This is a genomic window from Pseudomonas sp. MT3, from assembly GCF_054720805.1.
On record NZ_JBTVPY010000022.1, the window covers coordinates 32,817 to 52,901 of the forward strand.

The window sequence follows — 20,085 nt, forward strand, 5'->3', positions numbered from 1 at the left end:
CGCGCCCGTTTGCGCAAGGCCGTCAGCGCGCCGATCACCCTGCTCACCGGCGGGGCGACCCGCAACAGCCACAACTGCTTCATGAACAGCGGGTCGGCGAAGATCGCCTCGCCCAGGTTGCGCGCCGGGTTCAGCGAGGTATTGTCGAGCGGGATGCTGATCAGGGGATCAGCGCCAGCGCCAGGCCGAAGGCCAGCGCATCAGGCTTGCGTACCCAACTGCTCCGCGCGGCGCAGCCAGGTCTGGCGCTGTTCCTCGCTGGAGCCGCGGATCGGGCTGAACTCCTCCAGGTGATGGAACTCGATACCGCAGGGCGCGAGGATGCAGCGGGTCATCTGGCGGTGCGCCGGAGCGCCCTGGCGCAGGCGGTAGTGCCAGTGGGTCTGGTCGTGGCTGACCAGCAGGTCGGCGCTGCGCCCGCTGAGCAGCGGCTCGAACTCGCGGGATTCGGCCGAGCGGTAGCGGAAGGCGAAGCCCGGTTGCAGCACGCGGTCGAAGAAACCCTGCAGCAGCGCCGGCAAGCCGCCCCACCAGACCGGGTAGATGAACGCCAGGTGCTGCGCCCAGTGAATCTGCCGCTGCGCCTCCAGCACGTCCGCCTCGAGGCTCTGGCTCTGTTCGTAACCGCCACGCAGCACGGGGTCGAAGTTCAGCTCGCCGAGCTTCAGGCTGTGCACCACGTGGCCCTTGTTGCGCGCGCCCTGGGCGTAGGCCTCCGCCAGCGCGTGGCAGAAGCCGCCGGGCTTGGGCGAGCCGAGCACCAGCAGCACGCGCTTGCCGTCGCCTTCGATGGGGGTGGCGCCATGCTTGGCCGCATCAACCATTCTGTCCCGCCTCCAGCATGGTTTCCGGGCGCACCCACTGATCGAACTCGGCGTCGCTCAGGTAGCCCAGCTCCAGCGCCGCTTCGCGCAGGGTCTTGCCCTCGGCGTAGGCCTTCTTGGCGATCTCGGCGGCCTTGTCGTAGCCGATGTGCGGGTTCAGCGCGGTGACCAGCATCAGGCCGCGCTCCAGGTGCTCGCGCATCTTTGCCGCATCCGGCTCCATGCCGGCCACGCAGTGGCTGTTGAAGTTGCGGCAGCCGTCGGCGAGCAGGCGCACCGATTCGAGCAGGTTGTGGATGAGCACCGGCTTGAACACGTTCAACTGCAGGTGACCCTGGCTGGCGGCGAAGGTGATGGTCGCGTCGTTGCCGAATACCTGGCAGGCGAGCATCGACAGGGCCTCGCACTGGGTCGGGTTGACCTTGCCGGGCATGATCGAGGAGCCGGGCTCGTTGGCCGGCAGCTTCACTTCGGCGAAGCCTGCGCGCGGGCCGGAGCCGAGCAGGCGCAGGTCGTTGGCGATCTTCATCAGGGCGGTGGCCAGGGCCTTCGTGGCGCCGGAGAGAATCACCAGCGGCTCGTGCCCGGCCAATGCGGCGAACTTGTTCGGCGCGGAGACGAAGGGCAGACCGGAAAGGTCGGCCAGTTCGGCGGCGATGGCGTCGGCGAACTCCTTCGGCGCGTTCAGCCCGGTACCGACGGCGGTACCGCCCTGGGCCAGCTCGTAGACCGCCGGCAGCGCGGCGCGAATGGCGCGCTCGGCATAGTCCAGCTGGGCGACGAAGGCGGAAAGCTCCTGGCCGAAGGTGACCGGCGTGGCGTCCATCAGGTGGGTGCGGCCGGTCTTCACCAGGCTGGCGTGGCGGGCGGCCTGCTGGGCAAGGCCGCCGCTGAGCTCGGCGATGGCCGGCAGCAGGTCGTCATGCACGGCGCGCGCGGCGGCGAGGTGCATGGCGGTGGGGAAGCTGTCGTTGGAGCTCTGTGCGCGGTTGACGTGGTCGTTGGGGTGCACCGGCGACTTGCCGCCGCGACCTTTGCCGGCGATCTCGTTGGCGCGACCGGCGATCACCTCGTTGACGTTCATGTTGCTCTGGGTGCCGCTGCCGGTCTGCCAGACCACCAGCGGGAACTGATCATCGTGCTCGCCGGCGAGGACTTCGTCGGCGGCTTCTTCGATCAGGCTGGTGATGTTTTCCGGCAGTTCGCCCAATTGGGCATTCACGCGGGCCGCGGCCTTCTTGACCAGCGCCAGGGCATGCACCACGGCCAGCGGCATGCGCTGCCCGCCAATGGCGAAGTTTTCCAGCGAACGCTGGGTCTGCGCCCCCCAATAGGCATCGTCGGGGACTTCGATGGGGCCAAGGCTGTCGGTTTCGGTGCGGCTCATGATGCGTTCCTCCTGGAATGACTCGGGCAGTTTAGGCCGTTGTCAGCGCTCCGGGTTCCGCGTCGGATCAATTGCCCTGATAGAGCCCGTTCACCAGCGCGCCCGGGTGGCGCCGACCCAGCCCAATGCTTCGCGTACCGGGACGTGCTCGCCGTCGAGGCTGCGCAGGGAGCCGTCGAAGTGGCCGAACCACTGGCTGGTCTCGGCGAACAGCGGCCCCAGGCGAGGGCAGGCGCGGTGCAGCTTGCGCGGCGTGAAGGTCAGGTCGACCCGCTTGCAGGGGCTGAGCAGGCGCCACGGTGCCAGGGGATCGTGGGGCGTCTGGTGGATCTCGACGTCGTGTTCCAGGCGTTGCAGTTCGCCGCCGAACCACAGGGCGTTTTCCTTGAGCGGGGTGTGGTCCGTCCAGCCGCTGCCGAAGTTGCCGGCGATGCCGCCGGGCGCGGCGAAGGCGGCGCGCGTCCAGTGGGTGCGGAAGGGCCACACGCCCCGGCCGAAGTCCAGGGCGGCGAAGCTTTCGCCGGCGCTGCACTGGTAGACACTGCGGCCGAGCTGCAGGCTGCCGCGCACCGGCAGGCCCATCTGCCGGCTGCAGGCGTGGAAGCAGTGGCCGCTCATGGGCACGACCAGGTTGACCGACTCCAGGTGCGCGGGACGCTGGACTTCCAGCGCCAGGTCCAGCGGCTGGCCGCCGAGGTCGGGGGCGCAGGCGGTGATGCGCAATTGGCCGGGCTGTTCGACGAAGTTCAGGCTCAGGTCGCCATGCTGGAAGCTGTGGCTCTGGTTGGGCACCTCGGGCAGTTCGCAGCCCCGGCCCAGCGCGGTGATCCGGGTGCGGTGCACCGAGCGGCCGGATTCCAGGTCGAGGAAGTAGAGGGCGCCGTAGCCCAGGTAGTCGAGGTCGGCGACGGTCAGCGAGAGCATCCACCCCGGCGCGTTGATGCACCAGTGGTTCCAGCGTTTGCGGCGGCCCGGATTGCCCGGCAGGTGGCAGAGGACCTGCGGCCGGCTGGACCAGCCGACGGCGCTGGCGTTCAGGCGGCCCTGGGGGTCGCACAAGGGCGGTGAGTTCGCGTAGGGCGGCATGTGAGTGAAGGTGTTCATTGGACACATCCATGTGGCAACGCGACGCAGCATGCCGGTTTGCCGATACGTCGACAAGAGAAATGGGTTACCTCCCTGCTGTTCGGCGGTCTCTTGAGCACTTTCCGAACTTAGGCGCAGAATGGCGGGTCCCACCCGGACACACCTTCAGACTCAAGGACCGCCCCATGACCGTTCTTCGTACCCTCTGCACCGCAGCTCTACTGGTGGGTTTCAGCTCTCTTGCCCTGGCCGACGCCAACACCGAGGCGGAGAAGTTCCTCAAGCAGGTTCACGCCGACAAGCTCACCGTGCCGGTCTATGCACAGGTCCAGCAGATGCTCGCCCAGCGTTTCGCCGAGGCCAAGGCGCCCGACAGCAAGAAGGCCGTACTGGAGCGCTATCAGGCCAAGGCCAATGCCGAACTCGATCGCGCGGTCGGCTGGGACAAGCTCAAGCCTGAACTGGTCAAGCTCTACACCAGCAACTTCAGCGAGTCCGAGCTCAAGCAGATCAACGATTTCTATGCCTCGCCGGTGGGCCGCAAGATGCTGGACAAGATGCCGCGCCTGACCGCCGAATCCGCCCAACTGACCCAGGCCAAGCTGCAGACCGCAGTCGAGCCGGTGAACAAGCTGATGGCCGACATGGACAAGGAACTGGGTGTGAAAGCCCCGGCTCCGGCCAAGAAGCCCTGACTTTTACGGCTTTTCATGAACCGCCTGATTTACAGCGAGACCCGACATGAGCATGCGTGACCGTATCCAGACCGCCCTGGGCGCCCTCGAACCGCAGCACCTGGAGGTGTTCGACGAGAGCCACATGCACAGCCGCGGGCAGGAAACGCACTACAAGGCCGTGATCGTCAGCCCGGCGTTCGCCGGGCTGAACGCGGTGAAGCGGCATCAGAAGGTCTACGGCGCGCTCGGCGATCTGATGAGCCAGTTCCACGCCCTGGCGATGCACACCTACACCCCCGAGGAGTGGGCGCAGCAGGGACAAGCACCGGATTCGCCGACCTGCCGTGGCGGCAGCAAGCACGATCAGCATTGATCGGCGAGCTGACCAAGCGCGTGCGGGCCTGGCCCCGCTCCGTGTAGAATGGGACACCCAGCGCCGGCCTTTGGCCGGCGCTGTCATTTTCAGCTTCTGATTCAGCTGTCGAGCCAAAGAACCCGGTCCGCCCTTTACGCGGGCGACCACTGGAGTGATGCATGACCACCGAAAGAATCGTCGTCGCGGCGTTGTACAAGTTCGTCTCCCTGCCCGACTACGTCGCCCTGCGCGAGCCCTTGCTGCAGACCCTGCTGGACAACGGCGTGAAGGGCACCCTGCTACTCGCCGAGGAAGGCATCAACGGCACCGTTTCCGGCACCCGCGCCGGCATCGACGGCCTGCTGGCCTGGCTGCGCAACGACCCGCGCCTGGCCGATGTCGACCACAAGGAGTCCTACTGCGAGGAGCAACCCTTCTACCGCACCAAGGTCAAGCTGAAGAAGGAAATCGTCACCCTCGGCGTGCCGGGCGTGGACCCGAACGCCAAGGTTGGCACCTACGTCGAACCCCGGGACTGGAACGCGCTGATCTCCGACCCGGAGGTGCTGCTGATCGACACCCGCAACGACTACGAAGTGGCCATCGGTACCTTCGAGGGCGCCATCGACCCGAAGACCAAGTCGTTCCGCGAGTTCCCCGACTACATCCGCGAGCATTACGACCCGGCGAAACACAAGAAGGTCGCGATGTTCTGCACCGGCGGCATCCGCTGCGAGAAGGCGTCGAGCTACATGCTCAGCGAAGGTTTCGAAGAGGTCTTCCACCTCAAGGGCGGCATCCTCAAGTACCTGGAGGAAGTACCCGAGGCGCAGACCCTCTGGCGCGGCGACTGCTTCGTGTTCGACAACCGCGTGACCGTGCGCCATGACCTGACCGAAGGCGACTACGATCAGTGCCATGCCTGCCGCAACCCGATCTCGGTCCTCGATCGCGCCTCGGAGCACTACGCGCTGGGCATCAGTTGCCCGCACTGCTGGGACTCGCTGTCGGAGAAGACCCGAGCCAGCGCCCGCGAGCGGCAGAAGCAGATCGAGCTGGCGCGCCAGCGCAACCTGCCGCACCCCATTGGCCGTGACCCCCGCGCGGAGAACTGATCCATGACCAGCCGCCTGCTCTACGTGATGGACCCGATGTGCTCCTGGTGCTGGGGTTTCGCCCCGGTGGCCAGGCAGTTGGTGGAGCAGGCGCGCGCCGCGGGCGTGCCGCTGGCGCTGGTGATGGGCGGACTGCGCACGGGGCAGGGCGCCGCGCTGGAGCCGACCACCAGGCGCTACATCCTCGAACACTGGCACGCGGTGCATGAAGCCACCGGCCAGCCGTTCCGCTTCGAAAACGCCTTGCCCGACGGCTTCGTCTACGACACCGAGCCGGCCTGCCGCGCGGTGGTCACCGCGCGCCGCCTGGACGAGGACTGCGCCTGGGCGCTGGTCGGCGAAATCCAGCGGGCGTTCTACGCCAAAGGCCGCGACGTCACCCAGGCCGCGGTGCTCACCGATCTGGCCGAACAGGTCGGCCTGCCGCGCATCGAGTTCGCCGAAGCCTTCGACAGCCAGGACAACCATCTGGCGACCCTGGCCGACTTTTCCTGGGCCCGCGACCTGGGCATCGCCGGCTTTCCCACACTGCTGGCCGAGCGCGACGGCCAGTTGGCCCTGCTGACCAACGGCTACCAGTCGCTGGGCGAACTCGCCCCGCTGCTGGAGCGCTGGCTGGAGCGCGGGCGGCATGCCTGAGCTGTCCGCTGACCGCCTGAGCTGGGCGGAGATTCGCCGGCTCGCTTTCCGTCACCGCAAGGCCCTGATCCTCGCCAACCTGGTCGCCGTGCTGGCCACCGCCTGCAGTGTGCCGATCCCGCTGCTGCTGCCGCTGCTGGTCGATGAAGTGCTGCTGGGCAAGGGCGACGCTGCCCTGCAGGTGATGAACCACTGGCTGCCCGACGGCTGGCACAAGCCGGTCGGCTACATCGGCCTGATGCTGCTGGTGACCCTGGTGCTGCGCAGTTGCGCGCTGGTGTTCAACGTCCTCCAGGCCAAGCTGTTCGCGCGGTTGTCCAAGGACGTGGTGTACCGCATTCGCCTGCGCCTGATCGAACGGCTAAAGCGCATCTCCCTGGGCGAATACGAAACCCTCGGCGGCGGGTCGGTCAGCGCGCATCTGGTGACCGATCTCGATACCCTCGACAAGTTCGTCGGCGACACCTTGAGCCGCTTCCTGGTGGCGCTGCTGACCCTTTGCGGTACCGCTGGCATCCTGATCTGGATGCACTGGAAGCTGGCGCTGCTGATCCTGCTGTTCAACCCGCTGGTGATCTTCGCCACGGTGCAACTGGGCAAGCGCGTGAAGCACCTGAAGAAGCTGGAGAACGACAGCACCTCGCGCTTCACCCAGGCGCTGACCGAAACCCTGGAGGCCATCCAGGAAGTGCGCGCCGGCAATCGCCAGGGCTTCTTCCTCGGACGTCTCGGCGTGCGCGCTCGCGAAGTGCGCGACTACGCCGTCGCCTCGCAGTGGAAGAGCGACGCCGCCGGGCGCGCCAGCGGCCTGCTGTTCCAGTTCGGCATCGACCTGTTCCGCGCCGCGGCCATGCTTACCGTGCTGTTCTCCGACCTGTCCATCGGCCAGATGCTCGCCGTGTTCAGCTACCTCTGGTTCATGATCGGCCCGGTCGAACAACTGCTCAGCCTGCAATACTCCTTCTACGCCGCCGGTGGCGCGCTGGCCCGGATCAACGAGCTGCTGGCCCGTGCCGACGAGCCGCAGTATCCGCCGCGCCGCGATCCCTTCGTCGGTCACGGCACGGTTGGTATCCAGGTGCGCGACCTGAGTTTCGCCTACCGCGACGAACGCGTGCTCGATGGCATGGACCTGGACATCGCCCCCGGCGAGAAGGTCGCCATCGTCGGCGCCAGCGGCGGCGGCAAGAGCACCCTGGTACAGTTGCTGCTCGGCCTCTACCAGCCGCAATCCGGCAGCATCCGCTACGGCGGTGTGGCGCTGGAGGAGATCGGCCTGGAGTGCGTGCGCGAGCATGTGGCAGTGGTGTTGCAGCATCCGGCGCTGTTCAACGACAGCGTGCGCGCCAACCTGACCCTGGGCCGCGAGCGCAGTGACGAGGCCTGCTGGCGCGCGCTGGAAGTGGCGCAACTGGCGGACACCATTCTCGCGCTGCCGCAGGGGCTGGACAGCGTGGTCGGCCGCTCCGGCGTACGCCTCTCCGGCGGCCAGCGGCAGCGTCTGGCGATTGCCCGGATGGTGCTGGCCGAACCCAAGGTGGTGATCCTCGACGAGGCGACCTCGGCGCTGGACGCTGCCACCGAGTATGCCTTGCACCAGGCTCTGGGCCGCTTCCTCGAAGGGCGCACCACGCTGATCATTGCCCACCGCCTGTCGGCGGTTAAGCAGGCCGACCGGGTGCTGGTGTTCGATGGCGGGCGCATCGCCGAGGACGGCGACCACCAGCAGTTGATCGCCGAAGGCGGGCTCTATGCCCGCCTGTACGGGCATCTGCAGCAGAGCTGATCAGCCGTAGCGCGTGACGTCGAGGAAGGTCACGCAATTGCCCAGGTCATGGAAGATCCGCGCCTGGCCGATGTCGTTGTAGGCAATGCCCAGCAGCAGGTCGAGCAGTTCGGCGTCGCTGCGGTAGTTCGGTTTCCAGTCCAGGAGCCCTTCCAGGTAGGCGATGTCCGGTATTCCCGGCAGGAAATTGCTCAGCAACAGGCGTCCGCCCGGCAACAGGCGGGCGAACAGGTTGCGGGTGAGATCGCGGGCGTCCTGGTCGCCGAGGACTTCATAGAGCCCGGCGCAGTAGATCAAGTCGAAATAGCACAGGTCGGTTCGCCCATAGAACAGTTCGTCGAGGCTGCACTGCACGGCCCGTATGCCCTGCAAGGCGTAGCAGGACTCCACGGTCTGCAGCGGCTGGAGTTGCGCGTCGAGGGCGATGAACTCGCGGAAGTACCCGTCGCGCAGGGCCCGCGAAAGATCCGCCTCGCGCAGGTGGCCGCAGCCCACGCAGAGGATGCGTGCCTGGCCGCCGAGCTGTTCGCAGGTGCGGTCGATCTCCCGGGCCAGCAACTGGCGGCGCGAGCGCAGGGCGCGCGAGGCGGGCGCGGAGCAGGCGTAGCGGAACAGCTCGTCGGTGGGGCCGTCGGGCAGCAGGGTGCTGTCGATGCCGTAGAGGTAATCCATCAGCACGGCATTGCCGGCGCCTTCGCCCATTGGCCGCTCTCGCCGGCGGGGGAAGGGCAGCACACGGGGGCGTTCCTCGAGGCTTGCGTGGCCGGTGGCCAATGCCAGCAGCTCGGAGTTGCTGTCCTTGATGCGGTGCAGTTGCTGTTCGAGTTCTTCGATGGCTTGCCTGAGCGATTCCGGATTCTGCTGGGTCAGATTGTCCATTGCTGTCCACCCGGGGGTCCGATTGCGTGGCCGACCCCTTCGGGCCGGTAGTCCAGTTACCACGGTAGGGCGGGCGAAGCCCTTGGCCATCATCTGAATGAATGACGCCGCTCGCCGGATCAGCGTTGCCCTAGGCGCACCAGCAGGCTGACCAGTTCGGCCTGGCGGCTGGTCTGGGTCTTGCGGAACAGTGCGCGCAGTTGGCTGCGGATGGTATTGATCGAGGTACCCAGGTGTTCGGCGCACTGTTCCGGCGTCAGGCCACGGACCAGCAGGTCGCCCAGGCGCCGCTCGGCCGGGGTGAGGCCGAAGAGTTCGCCGAGCAGGCTGCCCTGGCGTTGCGGATCGAGCAGGGCGAGCAGGGCCAGCGGGCGTTGGAAGCTCTGGTTGAAGCCGGCCTCGGCCGGCACGGGGGTGACCAGCAGCTCCAGTCCGCTGCCGTCGCTCAGTGGCAGCCAGCCCGCCTGTCCCTTGCCCTGGCGTGGTGCGGCGTGGCGCACCAGCGATTGCAGGCGGGCGTTGTGCTGGCGGCATTGCAGGCGGCCGAAGATTTCATGAAACGTCGGCTTGTGCTGCCTGAGCCGCTGCTGGGCGGCCTGGTTGGCGTAGAGCACCCGGGTATCGCCATCCAGCAGCCAGAGCGGCGTGGGGTGCAGGTCGAGCAGCAGGTCGCGCTTGGCCAGCTCCTGGCGCATGTCGCCGACCCGTTCGAACATCTGCGCCGCGCGGACCAGATGCTGGCTCAGGCGGCTCAGCAGGGCCTGTTCGGCGGGGGTGGGGTCGCGCGCGCCGACGCTGGTCAGCACCGACAGGTAGATGCCGGCGCTGGTCTGCTCGTTGATCTTCAGGCAGGAGATGTTCTGCATCCCGTTGGGGCGCTGGAACTCCTGGTAATAGGGATCGCGGCAGATCCGCTCCGGGCCGTACTCCGCCAGGTCGTGGTACCAGTTGCCCACGGGGCGGTGGAGCATGAAGCCCTTGGACGGATCGATATTGCAGTAGTCGCGGTTATAGAGATCAATGGCGCTGGGGTCGCACAGGTTGATCTCGCTGGCCAGGGCGTCGTCCCGGGTCTGGTCCCAGAACAGCAGGGCGCCCTGCTGGCGGCCGGTGGCATCGATCAGGCCGGAGAGCAAGGGCAGCCAGGCGCCCTCGTCGAGTACGCATTCATAGGAAAGCCCCACCAGTTGGTCGTACAGCGCTTCCATGTCCCGAGACGGCATGGGATTTCTCCGGCCTTGCAGATTGCACGATTGGCTGAGGTATGGCACATGGCCTTGTGTCGCGCAAGGCAGCGCAAAGGCGCGCCACCACTGCCCGTCGGTCGGATGCGGGGCTTCCGACGAATGGTGGATAAAGGCACCGTGCTACCAGTGTTTGGCCGGGTCGACGCTTCGTCAGGCGACCAGGCGCCCGGCCATGCGGTTTGAGGATTTTCCGTGATCGGCTATGAGTAAAAGGTAGTCAGACAGAAAGTCCCTACGGCGGCGCGAACCCGAGCCGCCCGGTGTGGCTTGCCAGGGATAAGAAGAAAGGAAGTCGAAGCGCGTTATGGATGCCTTGGGACTTTTGCCAATCCGTCGAAGAACCCGGCTGCTGCGGTTGGTATGGCCGTTCATGGCGGTGGTACTGCTGCAGGCGCTGATCGGCGCGGGCAGTCTGTACATTCTTTCCGGCGTACGGGCCTACGTGGGCGGCGAAAGTCTCTGGTCGAAGGGGCAGAAGGACGCCATCCATTACCTGCAGCGCTACGGCCAGACCCGCGATACGGAAGATTACCGCCGCTACCAGGCGGCCATCGCCATTCCGCTGGGCGACCGTACCTTCCGCACGGCCCTCGATCAGGTGCCGCCCGATATCGAGCGGGCGCGGCGTGGCGCGCTGGACGGTGGCAACCACCCGGACGACGTCGGAAGCCTGATCTGGCTGTACCGCTACTTCCACGAATACAGCTTCTTCGATGAGGCGGTGAAGCGCTGGATCGTCGGGGACGCCTACCTCGACCAGCTCCTGCAAGTGGCCGACGAAATGCATGCACGGATCCAGGCCGGCACCGTCAGCCCGGGCGACCTGAGCTACTGGAGCAGCCGTATCCAGGGCATCAACGACGGTGTGACGCCCGCCGCTATGGCCTTCTCCGCCGCCCTGGGCAAGGGCTCGCGGATGCTGATGTGGATGCTGCTGGTGGTCAATTGCCTGGTGGGGCTGGCCTTGATCATCCTGGCGGTCTGGCGGACCCGCAAGCTGGTGCGCCAGCAACGAGCCTTCGAAAGTGCCCTGGACACCGAGAAGGAGCGTGCGCAGACCACCCTGGCGGCGATCGGCGACGGCGTGGTCACCCTCGATTCCCAGGAGTGCATCGCCTATTTCAACCCCGCCGCCGAACGCCTGATCGGCTGGGACAGCGCGATGGCCGTCGGCCTGCCGCTGCGCTCGCTGCTGCGGGTGTTCGACGAGAGCGACCAGGAAGAGGGCTTGCCGCTGGTGGGGCAGATCCTGCGGGGCGAGGTGGATGGCGGCAGCGAGTCGAGCAAGCTGATCCAGCGGCTGGACGGCACCAGCGTGGCGGTGACGCTGGTGGGCACGCCGATCCATGCCGACGGTCGCGTGGTTGGCGTGGTGCTGGTGATGCATGACATGACCCGCGAGCGCCAGTACATGGCGAGTCTGTCGTGGCAGGCGACCCACGATGCCCTGACCGGCCTGACCAACCGCCGCGAGTTCGAGTTTCGCCTCAAGCAGGCGCTGGAACGCTCCGCGCACATGGATGACCGCCATGCGCTGATGTACCTGGACCTGGACCAGTTCAAGCTGGTCAACGACACCTGCGGCCATGCCGCCGGCGACGAGCTGTTGCGCCAGGTCTGCTCGGTGCTGCAGCAGTGCCTGCGCGACGGCGACACCCTGGCGCGGCTGGGGGGCGACGAGTTCGGCATCCTGCTGGAGAACTGTCCGCCGGAAATGGCGGAGCAGATCGGCGAGCGTATCCGCCTGACCGTCCAGGGCCTGCACTTCATCTGGGAAGCCCGGCCGTTCAACATCACCGTCAGCATCGGCGTGGTGCACGTGTCGTCGCTGCTGGTGTCGGTGGAAGAGGCGCTGCGCTGCGCCGACATGGCCTGCTACATGGCCAAGGAAAAGGGCCGCAACCGGGCCCAGGTGTTCCGTCCCGACGATACCGAGCTGTCGACCCGCGTCGGCGAGATGGCGTGGGTCCAGCGCATACGCCTGGCGCTGGACGAGGAGCGCTTCTGCCTCTACGCGCAACCGATCTTCCCGGTCGATCCGCGCGCGCAGGAGGGCGCCCACGTCGAGCTGCTGCTGCGCCTGAACGACGAGTGCGGCCGGCTGGTGGCACCGATCAACTTCATCCCCGCCGCGGAGCGCTATGGCCTGATGCCGGACATCGACCGCTGGGTGGTCGAGAGCGCCTTCAAGACCCTGGCCGCCCGTGCGGCGGAGGGGGACTACGAGCCGATCCAGACCTGCGCGATCAACCTGTCCGGGGCAACCGTCGGCGACGACACCTTCCTCGACTTCCTGCGCGACCTGCAGCCGCGCTACGGCATCGCCCCGGCGAGCATCTGCTTCGAGGTCACCGAAACCAGCGCGATCGCCAACCTGGTCAACGCCACGCGCTTCATCCAGGAGCTCAAGGCCCTGGGCTACCGCTTCTCCCTCGATGACTTCTGCGCCGGCATGTCCTCCTTCGTCTACCTCAAGCACCTGCCGGTGGACTACCTGAAGATCGACGGCAGCTTCATCAAGGACATGCTCGACGACCCCATCGACCGGGCGATGGTCCAGGTGATCAACCAGATCGGCCACGTCATGGGCAAGCGCACGGTGGCCGAGTTCGTCGAGTCGCTGGAAATCCTCGAAGTGTTGCGGGAAATTGGCGTCGATTACGCTCAGGGATATGGCCTGGCTCGGCCGCAACCTTTCAACCGGAGCTTCCTGCGCGAGACGGAAATGGCGACCGTTGGGTCGAACACAACCTCCGGACGGTGACGCCAGGCGCGCAGAGGACTAACCTGAGGCCAGTCTTACCGGTGCTTGCATGGATCGATCGGCAACGGAGCCTTGGATGAACGAAACCTTTGTTCGCAGTGGGCCGCTCAAGGAGCTTTCCAGTTACCCCCTCTGGGCCCAGCGCCTGGTGCAGGACTGCGAGAGCAGCCGCCTGGCGGTGGTCGGCCATCCGCTCTACGCGCGCATGCGTGACGGCCAGCTCAGCCGCCAGACCCTGCGCGCCTTCCTCATCGGCGGCTGGCCGGTGGTGGAACAGTTCCCCCTGTACATGTCGCAGAACCTGCTCAAGACCCGCTTCGGCCGCAGCCCCGGCGAGGACATGGCGCGGCGCTGGCTGATGCGCAACATCCGCGTCGAGCTCAACCACGCCGATTACTGGCTGCGCTGGGCCGAAACCTACGGCGTGACCCTGGGCGAACTCAAGGTCCAACTGGTGCCGGCCGAGCTGCATGCCCTCAGCCACTGGTGCTGGCACACCAGCGCCAGCGACGAGCTGGCGCTGGCGATGGCGGCCACCAACTACGCCATCGAGGGCGCCACCGGCGAGTGGTCGGCGCTGGTCTGCTCCACCGACGCCTACGAACGCACTCTGCCGGCGGGCAGCCGCAAGGACGGCATGCGCTGGCTGAAGATGCACGCCCGCTACGACGACGATCATCCGTGGGAGGCGCTGGAGATCATCTGCACCCTCTGCGGCCCGCAACTCGCGGTGTCGCGCTGCCTGGCGCTGCGCGAGGCGATCTGCAAGAGCTATGGCTACATGCGCATGTTCCTCGACCACTGCATGGCGCTGGAGCAGGCGCAAGGCGGCTCGCAGCGACGGCCGATGCAGCAGGCGGCGGGCTGAGAGGCGAACCTCCTGGCCCCGCCCAGCCTCAGGGCACGAGAATGATCTTCTCGCTGCTCCCCTCATTGACCTCGTGATAACGCTGCACCCCCTCGCTCAGCGGCACTTCGCGCAGACCGGTCGGCAGCGGCAGCCTGCCATCGTCGAACCATTGGCCGAACTCGCGCAGCATCGCGGCGCAGGCGACTGTGTCGTACAGCAGTGAATTCACCCCCACCACCGAGCCGCCGCGTCGGTACAGCGCCAGGGCCGGCAGGTGCACATGGCCGTCCACCGGCGCGGCGATGATGGCGATGCGGCCGAAGGTGGCCAAGGCGGTGATGGCTGCCGGCAGCCAGAAGCCGGTGGTGTCGAAGATCACCTCGGCGCCGCCGGGGAAGTGCTCTTCCACCTGCGCGGGCAGCGTTTCGGCGGAACCCAGCAGGATGCTCCGGACACCTTGCGCCTGCAGTTCCGCCTGCGACCCGGTGCGGCGCACCGCGACCAGCACCTCGGCGCCACGGGCCTTGGCCAGGGCGATGGCGGCGGCGCCGACGGCGCCCGAACCGATCACCAGCAGACGGGTGCCTGCACACACCTGGCTGCGCTCCAGCGCGTCCCAGGCGGTGGTGTAGGGCACGCCGCAACTGGCGGCCTGGGCGAAGCTCATGCACTCGGGCATCGGCGCCACGCCGCCGGCCGGCACGCTCATCAGTTGCGCATGGCTGCCGTTGCGGGTGAAGCCCAGCCCCTTGCCGGTGCCCCAGACGGACTTGCCGAGCAGCTCGGCCGGGCCTTTCACCACGGTCCCGGCGAAATCGCGGCCCGGCACGCGCGGCAGGGTGGTGTAGGGGAAGCGGCCGAGGACGTTCTTCACGTCACTGGGGTTCAGGCCGGCGGCATGGATTTCCACCAGGACCTCGCCGGCGGCGGGCACCGGGTCGGGCAGTTCGGTGAAACTCAGGGCGGCGAGGTCGCCGGTACGGTCGAATTGCAGGGCTTTCATGGCACGGGTCCGTGGCAGTGAGTGGAAGGTCGAATCAGTGCAGCCAGCGGTTGAGCAGCGGCAGGGCGTTCTCGCCGATCTGCATGCCCAGCAGGCCGACCAGCGCCACCAGCGGTGGGGCCGGCGAACGGAAATCGAGGAAGTGGTAGGCCAGGCCGACGGCGAGGCCGATGGCCAGGGAGATCAGGTAGCTCATGGTGTCCTCCGCGCGAGGCTCGGCGGTTGAAGGGGGATGAGTGAAGTCTAGGGCGGGGGACCGGCTGGCGCCGGTCATCGGCTTCGGAATATCGGACAGATGTGTGGTGGGGGATTGGACGGGGTTGGCTCACTGGCTCCCGTAGGAGCGGACTCCGTCCGCGATGCTCTTGTAGGGCGAATAACGCGTAGCATTATCCGCCGTCTTGCCCGGTGTTCCTGCGCTGCTTCGGCGTGCTCGGATGTCTTCTGTTTCGCCCCCTCGGGCGAGTTACTTTCTCAAACGACAGAAAGTAACCAAAGGTCTTTGCCCCATCATCCGGGTCCCGCTTCGCGGGACTTCCCTCGCTCCATCGAAGTTTCAGGGGCACGCCGCGAAGGGCCATCCCTGGCCCATCGCGGCTCTCGCGGCATCCATGCCGCTCAACCCCTTAAACTCCGATTCCACTCGGCCTCCTGAAGGGGCGCTCCGGCGTGTGCGGAGGTTTCTCTGGAAACCGATTTTTGTAGGAGCGAGCTTGCTCGCGAACAAATGTCCCGGCTGCATCAGCGCTGGGCGGTTCGCGAGCAAGCGCGCTCCTACGAAGAACCATCCAGCATGAAACAGCCAAAGTTGCAGGCGCGCACAGAGTCCCGTCAGGAGGCCGAGTGGAGGTATTGCGCAGAGGGGCGAGCGGCATGGATGCCGCGAGAGGCGTAAAGGGCCAGGGACGGCCCTTGTACGCCGACCCTCGGAGCGATACCGGAAGGAGGGAACCCCGGCGAAGCCGGGGCCGGATGTCGGGACGAGCCCTTTTGGTTCCTTTTGGGGCCCAACGAGACGGCGGATAACGCATAGGCAGCAGCAACCTGCTGCGATCCTGTGAGGCGATTACTTCCCGCAATACTCCGACGGCGCCATCCCCAACTCCCGCCTGAACATCTCGCTGAAACCGCCCGGCTGGTAGCCCAGGGCGTGGGCGATCTGGCCCACCGGCACGCCCTCGTTGAGCTGCGCCACGGCAGTGGCCAACTGCACCTGCCGGCGCCACTGGGCGAAGCCCATGCCCAGGCTGCGCTGGAACAGGCGGGCGAGCGTGCGCACACTGGCGCCGGCGTCGGCGGCGTGCTGCTCGAAGGGGATTTCCTGGGAGGGCTCGGCCATCACCGCATGGCAGAGATTCAGCAGGCGGCGGTCCGACTCGTCCGGCAGCGGCACGCGCAGCAGCAGGCTGCGGGCACGCTGCAGCTCCAGCACGGCCAGGTGCGACAGCGCCTGGTAATAGTCGGTGTCCGGTGCGCGCTCATGCTCGACCAGATGCACGATCAGCTCGCGCAGCAGGCCGCCGACCTCGAAGGCCTGTACCCGCTCGCCCAGCGAGTCGGCGGTGCCGGGGCGCAGGTAGATATTGCGCATCTGCAACTCGCTGACCACGCGGATGCCGTGGGGCACCTGCGGCGGCAGCCAGACGGCGCGGTTGGGGGGCACCAGCAGGGCTTCCTGCGGGGTCTCCACCCACATCACCCCGGACATCGCATAGAGCACCTGCCCCCAGTCATGGGAGTGCGACTCGATGTGCAGGCCGCGCGGGTAGCTGCGGGCCAGGGCGCGGAGCGACGCGGTGGTGGCGTCGAAGTCGGGAGGAGCGGCGTGGGCCATGAACGGATTCGGCGGTGGAGATGCACCGAATGGTAGCCGCTGACCGCGCCCGCTGGCGAGCCGGGCTGCTCGCGGTGGCACGCTGGCGCACCACCTTGTAATGAAATCTTTACGGTGCGACGGCTCGCCGCAGGGGGCTTTGGCGGGCGTAAGGTTTTCTTGCCATGCCGCCCCCGCGAGGCCGGGTGGCGGCGTGTCGGAGTGGCTTGTCCACGGCGGCGCGGACGGTTGAGATGAAGGTATTCCAGACGCCTGGACGGCCCCGCGCCGATCCAGCCGATAACGACAACGAGGAGGCCGGATGAACGCCGTGACCAAGATCGAACAACACAACCCCATCGGCACCGACGGCTTCGAGTTCGTCGAATTCACCGCCCCCGACGCCCGGGGCATCGAGCAACTGCGCCAGTTGTTCACCGGTATGGGTTTCACCGAGACCGCCAAGCACCGTTCCAAGGAAGTCTTCCTGTTCCAGCAGAACGACATCAACATCGTGCTCAACGGCAGCCCCACCGGCCATGTCCACGAGTTCGCCAAAAAACACGGCCCGAGCGCCTGCGCCATGGCCTTCCGGGTGAAGAACGCAGCGCAGGCCGCCGCGTATGTCGAATCCCAGGGCGCGAAACTGGTGGGCAGTCACGCCAACTTCGGCGAGCTGAACATCCCCTGCGTCGAAGGCATCGGCGGTTCGCTGCTGTATCTCGTCGACCGTTATGGCGACAAGAGCATCTATGACGTCGACTTCGAGTTCATCGAAGGACGCACCGCCCGCGACAACGCCGTCGGCCTGCTGTGCATCGACCACCTGACCCACAACGTCAAGCGTGGCCAGATGGACGTCTGGTCCGGCTTCTACGAGCGCATCGCCAACTTCCGCGAGATCCGCTACTTCGACATCGAAGGCAAGCTCACCGGCCTGCTGTCCCGCGCGATGACCGCGCCCTGCGGCAAGATCCGCATCCCGATCAACGAGTCGGCGGACGACAAGTCGCAGATCGAGGAATTCATCCGCGAGTACCACGGCGAAGGCATCCAGCACATCGCCCTGACCACCGAGGACATCTACGCTACCGTGCGCCAGCTGCGCGCCAACGGCGTGGATTTCATGAGCACCCCGGACACCTACTACGCCAAGGTCGACACCCGCGTCGCCGGTCACGGTGAGCCGCTGGAGCAACTGCGCGAGCTGAACATCCTCATCGACGGCGCGCCGGGCGATGACGGCATCCTGCTGCAGATCTTCACCAACACGGTGATCGGCCCGATCTTCTTCGAGATCATCCAGCGCAAGGGCAATCAGGGCTTCGGCGAGGGCAACTTCAAGGCCCTGTTCGAATCCATCGAGGAAGACCAGATTCGCCGTGGCGTGATCTCCGACCAGTAACGCGCTTGCCGGGCGGCCGCGCGGGTAGCGTGGCCGCCCGCGGAGAACCGCCATGCTCACCCTGTATTCCTACTGGCGCTCCAGCGCTGCCTACCGCGTGCGCATCGCCCTCGGGCTCAAGGGCCTGGCCTACCGCCAGGTCCCGGTGCACCTGGTGAAGGACGGCGGCCAGCAGCACGCCGCCGACTACAAGTCGCTCAACCCGCAGGAGCTGGTGCCGCTGCTGGTGGACGGCGACGCGCGCATCGCCCAGTCCCTGGCCATCCTCGAATACCTCGACGAAACCCATCCGCAATCCGGCCTGCTGCCGCGCGACGCGCTGCAACGTGCGCAGGTCCGCGCGCTGTCCCTGCACATCGCCTGCGACATCCATCCGCTGAACAACCTGCGCGTGCTGCAGTACCTCAGCGGCCCGCTGGCTGTGGCGGACGAGGCGAAGAACGCCTGGATCCGCCATTGGGTCGAAACCGGCCTGCACGCGGTGGAAGAGGGCGTCGCCCACTGGAGCGGCCCGCTGTCCCTGGACGAGCGCCCCGGCTATTTCGAAGCCTGCCTGATTCCCCAGTTGTACAACGCCCGCCGCTTTGACTGCGACCTCTCCGCCTGCCCGCGCCTGCTCGCCATCGCTGCGCGCTGCGAATCACTCGACGCCTTCCAGCAGGCCGCTCCGGAGGTGCAGCCAGACGCCCAGTAAGTCCCACCGTTCTACCGCTCTTTAGCCTTGCCTTGCCCGCACCGTCTGGCCACGAGCCGGGCGGCCGATTCCCGTCACAGATAAAAACAACAGGTGACGCATGACGCGTGAAACTCAACACGCAGGCCAGCTCCAGCGCGGCCTGAAGAATCGCCATATCCAGCTGATCGCCCTCGGCGGCGCCATCGGTACCGGGCTGTTCCTCGGCTCGGCCGGGGTGCTCAAGTCCGCCGGCCCGTCGATGATCCTCGGCTACGCCATCGCCGGTTTCATCGCCTTCCTGATCATGCGCCAGCTCGGCGAGATGATCGTCGAGGAGCCCGTCGCCGGCTCCTTCAGCCACTTCGCGCACAAGTACTGGGGCGGTTTCGCCGGCTTCCTCTCGGGTTGGAACTGCTGGGTGCTGTACATCCTGGTGGGCATGTCGGAACTCACCGCGGTGGGCAAGTACATCCACTACTGGTGGCCGGAGGTGCCGACCTGGGCCACCGCCGCGCTGTTCTTCGTGGTGGTCAACGCCATCAACCTGTTCAACGTGAAGGCCTTCGGCGAGGCGGAGTTCTGGTTCGCCATCATCAAGGTCGCCGCCATCGTCGGCATGATCGCCCTGGGTTGCTACCTGCTGGCCAGCGGCACCGGCGGCGAACAGGCGGCGGTGAGCAACCTGTGGGCCCACGGCGGCTTCTTCCCCAATGGCATCAGCGGGCTGGTGATGGCCATGGCGATCATCATGTTCTCCTTCGGCGGCCTGGAAATGCTCGGCTTCACCGCCGCCGAGGCCGACCAGCCGAAGCAGGTGATTCCCAAGGCGATCAACCAGGTGATCTACCGCATCCTGATCTTCTACATCGGCGCGCTGGCCGTGCTGCTCTCGCTGACGCCGTGGGACAGCCTGCTGCAGACGCTTAATGCCTCCGGCGACTCCTACAGCGGCAGTCCCTTCGTGCAGATCTTCTCGATGATCGGCAGCGGCACCGCGGCCCATGTCCTCAACTTCGTGGTGCTCACCGCCGCGCTCTCGGTCTACAACAGCGGCACCTACTGCAACGGCCGCATGCTGGTGGGCCTGGCGGAGCAGGGCGATGCCCCGCGCGCGCTGGCCAGGGTGGACAGCCGTGGCGTGCCGGTGCGTTCGCTGATGGTCTCGGCGGCGGTGACCTTCCTTGCCGTGCTGGTGAACTACCTGGTCCCGGCACGCGCGCTGGAGCTGCTGATGTCCCTGGTGGTCGCCGCGCTGGTGATCAACTGGGCGATGATCAGCCTGGCGCACCTGAAGTTCCGCGCGCGCATGGATGCCGAGGGCAAGCGCACCGCCTTCCGCGCCGTGGCGTATCCGGCGGCCAACTGGCTGTGCCTGGGCTTCGTGGTGTTCATCCTCGGCGTCATGCTGCTCACCCCGGGCATCCAGGTGTCGGTCTATGCGATTCCGGTGTGGCTGCTGGTGATGTACGGCTGCTATCGCCTCAAGCGCCAGGGCGCGGTGCGTGGCGAGGTGCGGACGGCGTTGGCGGACTGAGCGACCCGACTTTGAGACGGGCCGCCCGCGATTGACCGTGCGGCC

At 66.9% G+C, this 20,085-nt stretch carries 17 protein-coding genes and 1 pseudogene; 10 read left to right on the forward strand and 8 right to left on the reverse strand.

What is annotated here, in order from left to right:
• Window positions 1-200: 200 nt before the first annotated feature.
• The 3 genes from ACYCAX_RS20635 to ACYCAX_RS20645 form a co-directional block, all read right to left on the reverse strand.
• The gene (locus ACYCAX_RS20635; RefSeq protein WP_015476400.1) at window positions 201-824 is read right to left on the reverse strand and encodes an NAD(P)H-dependent oxidoreductase; all 624 of its coding nucleotides are present in this window, start codon (window positions 822-824) and stop codon (window positions 201-203) included.
• Complete coding sequence (locus ACYCAX_RS20640; RefSeq protein ID WP_294978644.1) at window positions 817-2,211, reverse strand: class II fumarate hydratase; 1,395 nt, start codon at window positions 2,209-2,211, stop codon at window positions 817-819. The genes ACYCAX_RS20635 and ACYCAX_RS20640 overlap by 8 nt, the downstream gene beginning before the upstream one ends.
• A gap of 90 nt (window positions 2,212-2,301) precedes the next feature.
• A complete protein-coding gene (locus tag ACYCAX_RS20645; RefSeq protein ID WP_460248729.1) occupies window positions 2,302-3,315 on the reverse strand; it encodes a DUF2804 domain-containing protein in 1,014 nt (337 codons plus the stop codon).
• A gap of 121 nt (window positions 3,316-3,436) precedes the next feature.
• Here ACYCAX_RS20645 and ACYCAX_RS20650 point away from each other — a divergent pair.
• The 5 genes and pseudogenes from ACYCAX_RS20650 (at window position 3,437) to ACYCAX_RS20670 (ending at window position 7,869) form a co-directional block, all read left to right on the forward strand.
• Window positions 3,437-3,992: pseudogene (locus ACYCAX_RS20650) on the forward strand (DUF2059 domain-containing protein).
• Window positions 3,993-4,038: 46 nt separating this feature from the next.
• On the forward strand, window positions 4,039-4,347 hold the full coding sequence (locus ACYCAX_RS20655) for a BolA family protein (protein ID WP_294978650.1): 309 nt from the start codon (window positions 4,039-4,041) through the stop codon (window positions 4,345-4,347).
• Window positions 4,348-4,508: 161 nt separating this feature from the next.
• The gene (gene trhO / locus ACYCAX_RS20660; RefSeq protein WP_460248730.1) at window positions 4,509-5,444 is read left to right on the forward strand and encodes an oxygen-dependent tRNA uridine(34) hydroxylase TrhO; all 936 of its coding nucleotides are present in this window, start codon (window positions 4,509-4,511) and stop codon (window positions 5,442-5,444) included.
• Window positions 5,445-5,447: 3 nt separating this feature from the next.
• Entirely contained in the window at window positions 5,448-6,083 is a 636-nt protein-coding gene (locus ACYCAX_RS20665) for a DsbA family protein (protein ID WP_460248731.1), read from the forward strand.
• A complete protein-coding gene (locus ACYCAX_RS20670) occupies window positions 6,076-7,869 on the forward strand; it encodes an ABC transporter ATP-binding protein (RefSeq protein ID WP_460248732.1) in 1,794 nt (597 codons plus the stop codon). Before ACYCAX_RS20665 ends, ACYCAX_RS20670 begins: the two co-directional genes overlap by 8 nt.
• Here the strand turns inward: ACYCAX_RS20670 and ACYCAX_RS20675 are convergent, their stop codons facing one another.
• Window positions 7,870-8,748: a class I SAM-dependent methyltransferase gene (locus ACYCAX_RS20675; RefSeq protein ID WP_460248733.1), complete on the reverse strand. Its 879-nt coding sequence runs from the start codon at window positions 8,746-8,748 to the stop codon at window positions 7,870-7,872. It lies immediately after the preceding gene.
• A 119-nt stretch (window positions 8,749-8,867) separates the two neighbouring features.
• On the reverse strand, window positions 8,868-9,971 hold the full coding sequence (locus ACYCAX_RS20680; RefSeq protein WP_294978659.1) for a helix-turn-helix transcriptional regulator: 1,104 nt from the start codon (window positions 9,969-9,971) through the stop codon (window positions 8,868-8,870).
• A 394-nt stretch (window positions 9,972-10,365) separates the two neighbouring features.
• Here ACYCAX_RS20680 and ACYCAX_RS20685 point away from each other — a divergent pair, with 394 nt between their 5' ends.
• Both ACYCAX_RS20685 and ACYCAX_RS20690 read left to right on the forward strand, forming a co-directional pair.
• Window positions 10,366-12,759, forward strand: a complete 2,394-nt coding sequence (locus ACYCAX_RS20685) for an EAL domain-containing protein (protein ID WP_015476410.1) — start codon at window positions 10,366-10,368, stop codon at window positions 12,757-12,759.
• 76 nt (window positions 12,760-12,835) lie between these two features.
• Window positions 12,836-13,627 carry a TenA family transcriptional regulator gene (locus ACYCAX_RS20690; protein WP_294978663.1) on the forward strand — a complete coding sequence of 264 codons (792 nt, stop codon included), beginning with the start codon at window positions 12,836-12,838 and terminating at the stop codon, window positions 13,625-13,627.
• Window positions 13,628-13,655: 28 nt separating this feature from the next.
• On the opposite strand, the gene ACYCAX_RS20695 is transcribed toward ACYCAX_RS20690, so the two are convergent.
• The 3 genes from ACYCAX_RS20695 to ACYCAX_RS20705 all read right to left on the reverse strand — a co-directional run bounded on the left by ACYCAX_RS20695 (window position 13,656) and on the right by ACYCAX_RS20705 (window position 16,446).
• Window positions 13,656-14,612 carry a quinone oxidoreductase family protein gene (locus ACYCAX_RS20695; protein ID WP_460248734.1) on the reverse strand — a complete coding sequence of 319 codons (957 nt, stop codon included), beginning with the start codon at window positions 14,610-14,612 and terminating at the stop codon, window positions 13,656-13,658.
• A gap of 34 nt (window positions 14,613-14,646) precedes the next feature.
• Entirely contained in the window at window positions 14,647-14,808 is a 162-nt protein-coding gene (locus ACYCAX_RS20700; protein WP_015476413.1) for a DUF1427 family protein, read from the reverse strand.
• Between the two features lie 870 nt (window positions 14,809-15,678).
• The gene (locus tag ACYCAX_RS20705; RefSeq protein ID WP_294980997.1) at window positions 15,679-16,446 is read right to left on the reverse strand and encodes an AraC family transcriptional regulator; all 768 of its coding nucleotides are present in this window, start codon (window positions 16,444-16,446) and stop codon (window positions 15,679-15,681) included.
• Between the two features lie 301 nt (window positions 16,447-16,747).
• Between ACYCAX_RS20705 and hppD the strand changes: the two genes are divergently transcribed.
• The 3 genes from hppD to ACYCAX_RS20720 all read left to right on the forward strand — a co-directional run bounded on the left by hppD (window position 16,748) and on the right by ACYCAX_RS20720 (window position 20,040).
• The gene (gene hppD, locus ACYCAX_RS20710) at window positions 16,748-17,830 is read left to right on the forward strand and encodes a 4-hydroxyphenylpyruvate dioxygenase (protein ID WP_294980999.1); all 1,083 of its coding nucleotides are present in this window, start codon (window positions 16,748-16,750) and stop codon (window positions 17,828-17,830) included.
• Window positions 17,831-17,882: 52 nt separating this feature from the next.
• A complete protein-coding gene (gene maiA, locus ACYCAX_RS20715) occupies window positions 17,883-18,524 on the forward strand; it encodes a maleylacetoacetate isomerase (protein WP_460248735.1) in 642 nt (213 codons plus the stop codon).
• A gap of 100 nt (window positions 18,525-18,624) precedes the next feature.
• Window positions 18,625-20,040 (forward strand): amino acid permease, encoded by a 1,416-nt coding sequence (locus tag ACYCAX_RS20720; RefSeq protein ID WP_460248736.1) that lies wholly within the window; start codon window positions 18,625-18,627, stop codon window positions 20,038-20,040.
• Window positions 20,041-20,085 lie beyond the last annotated feature (45 nt).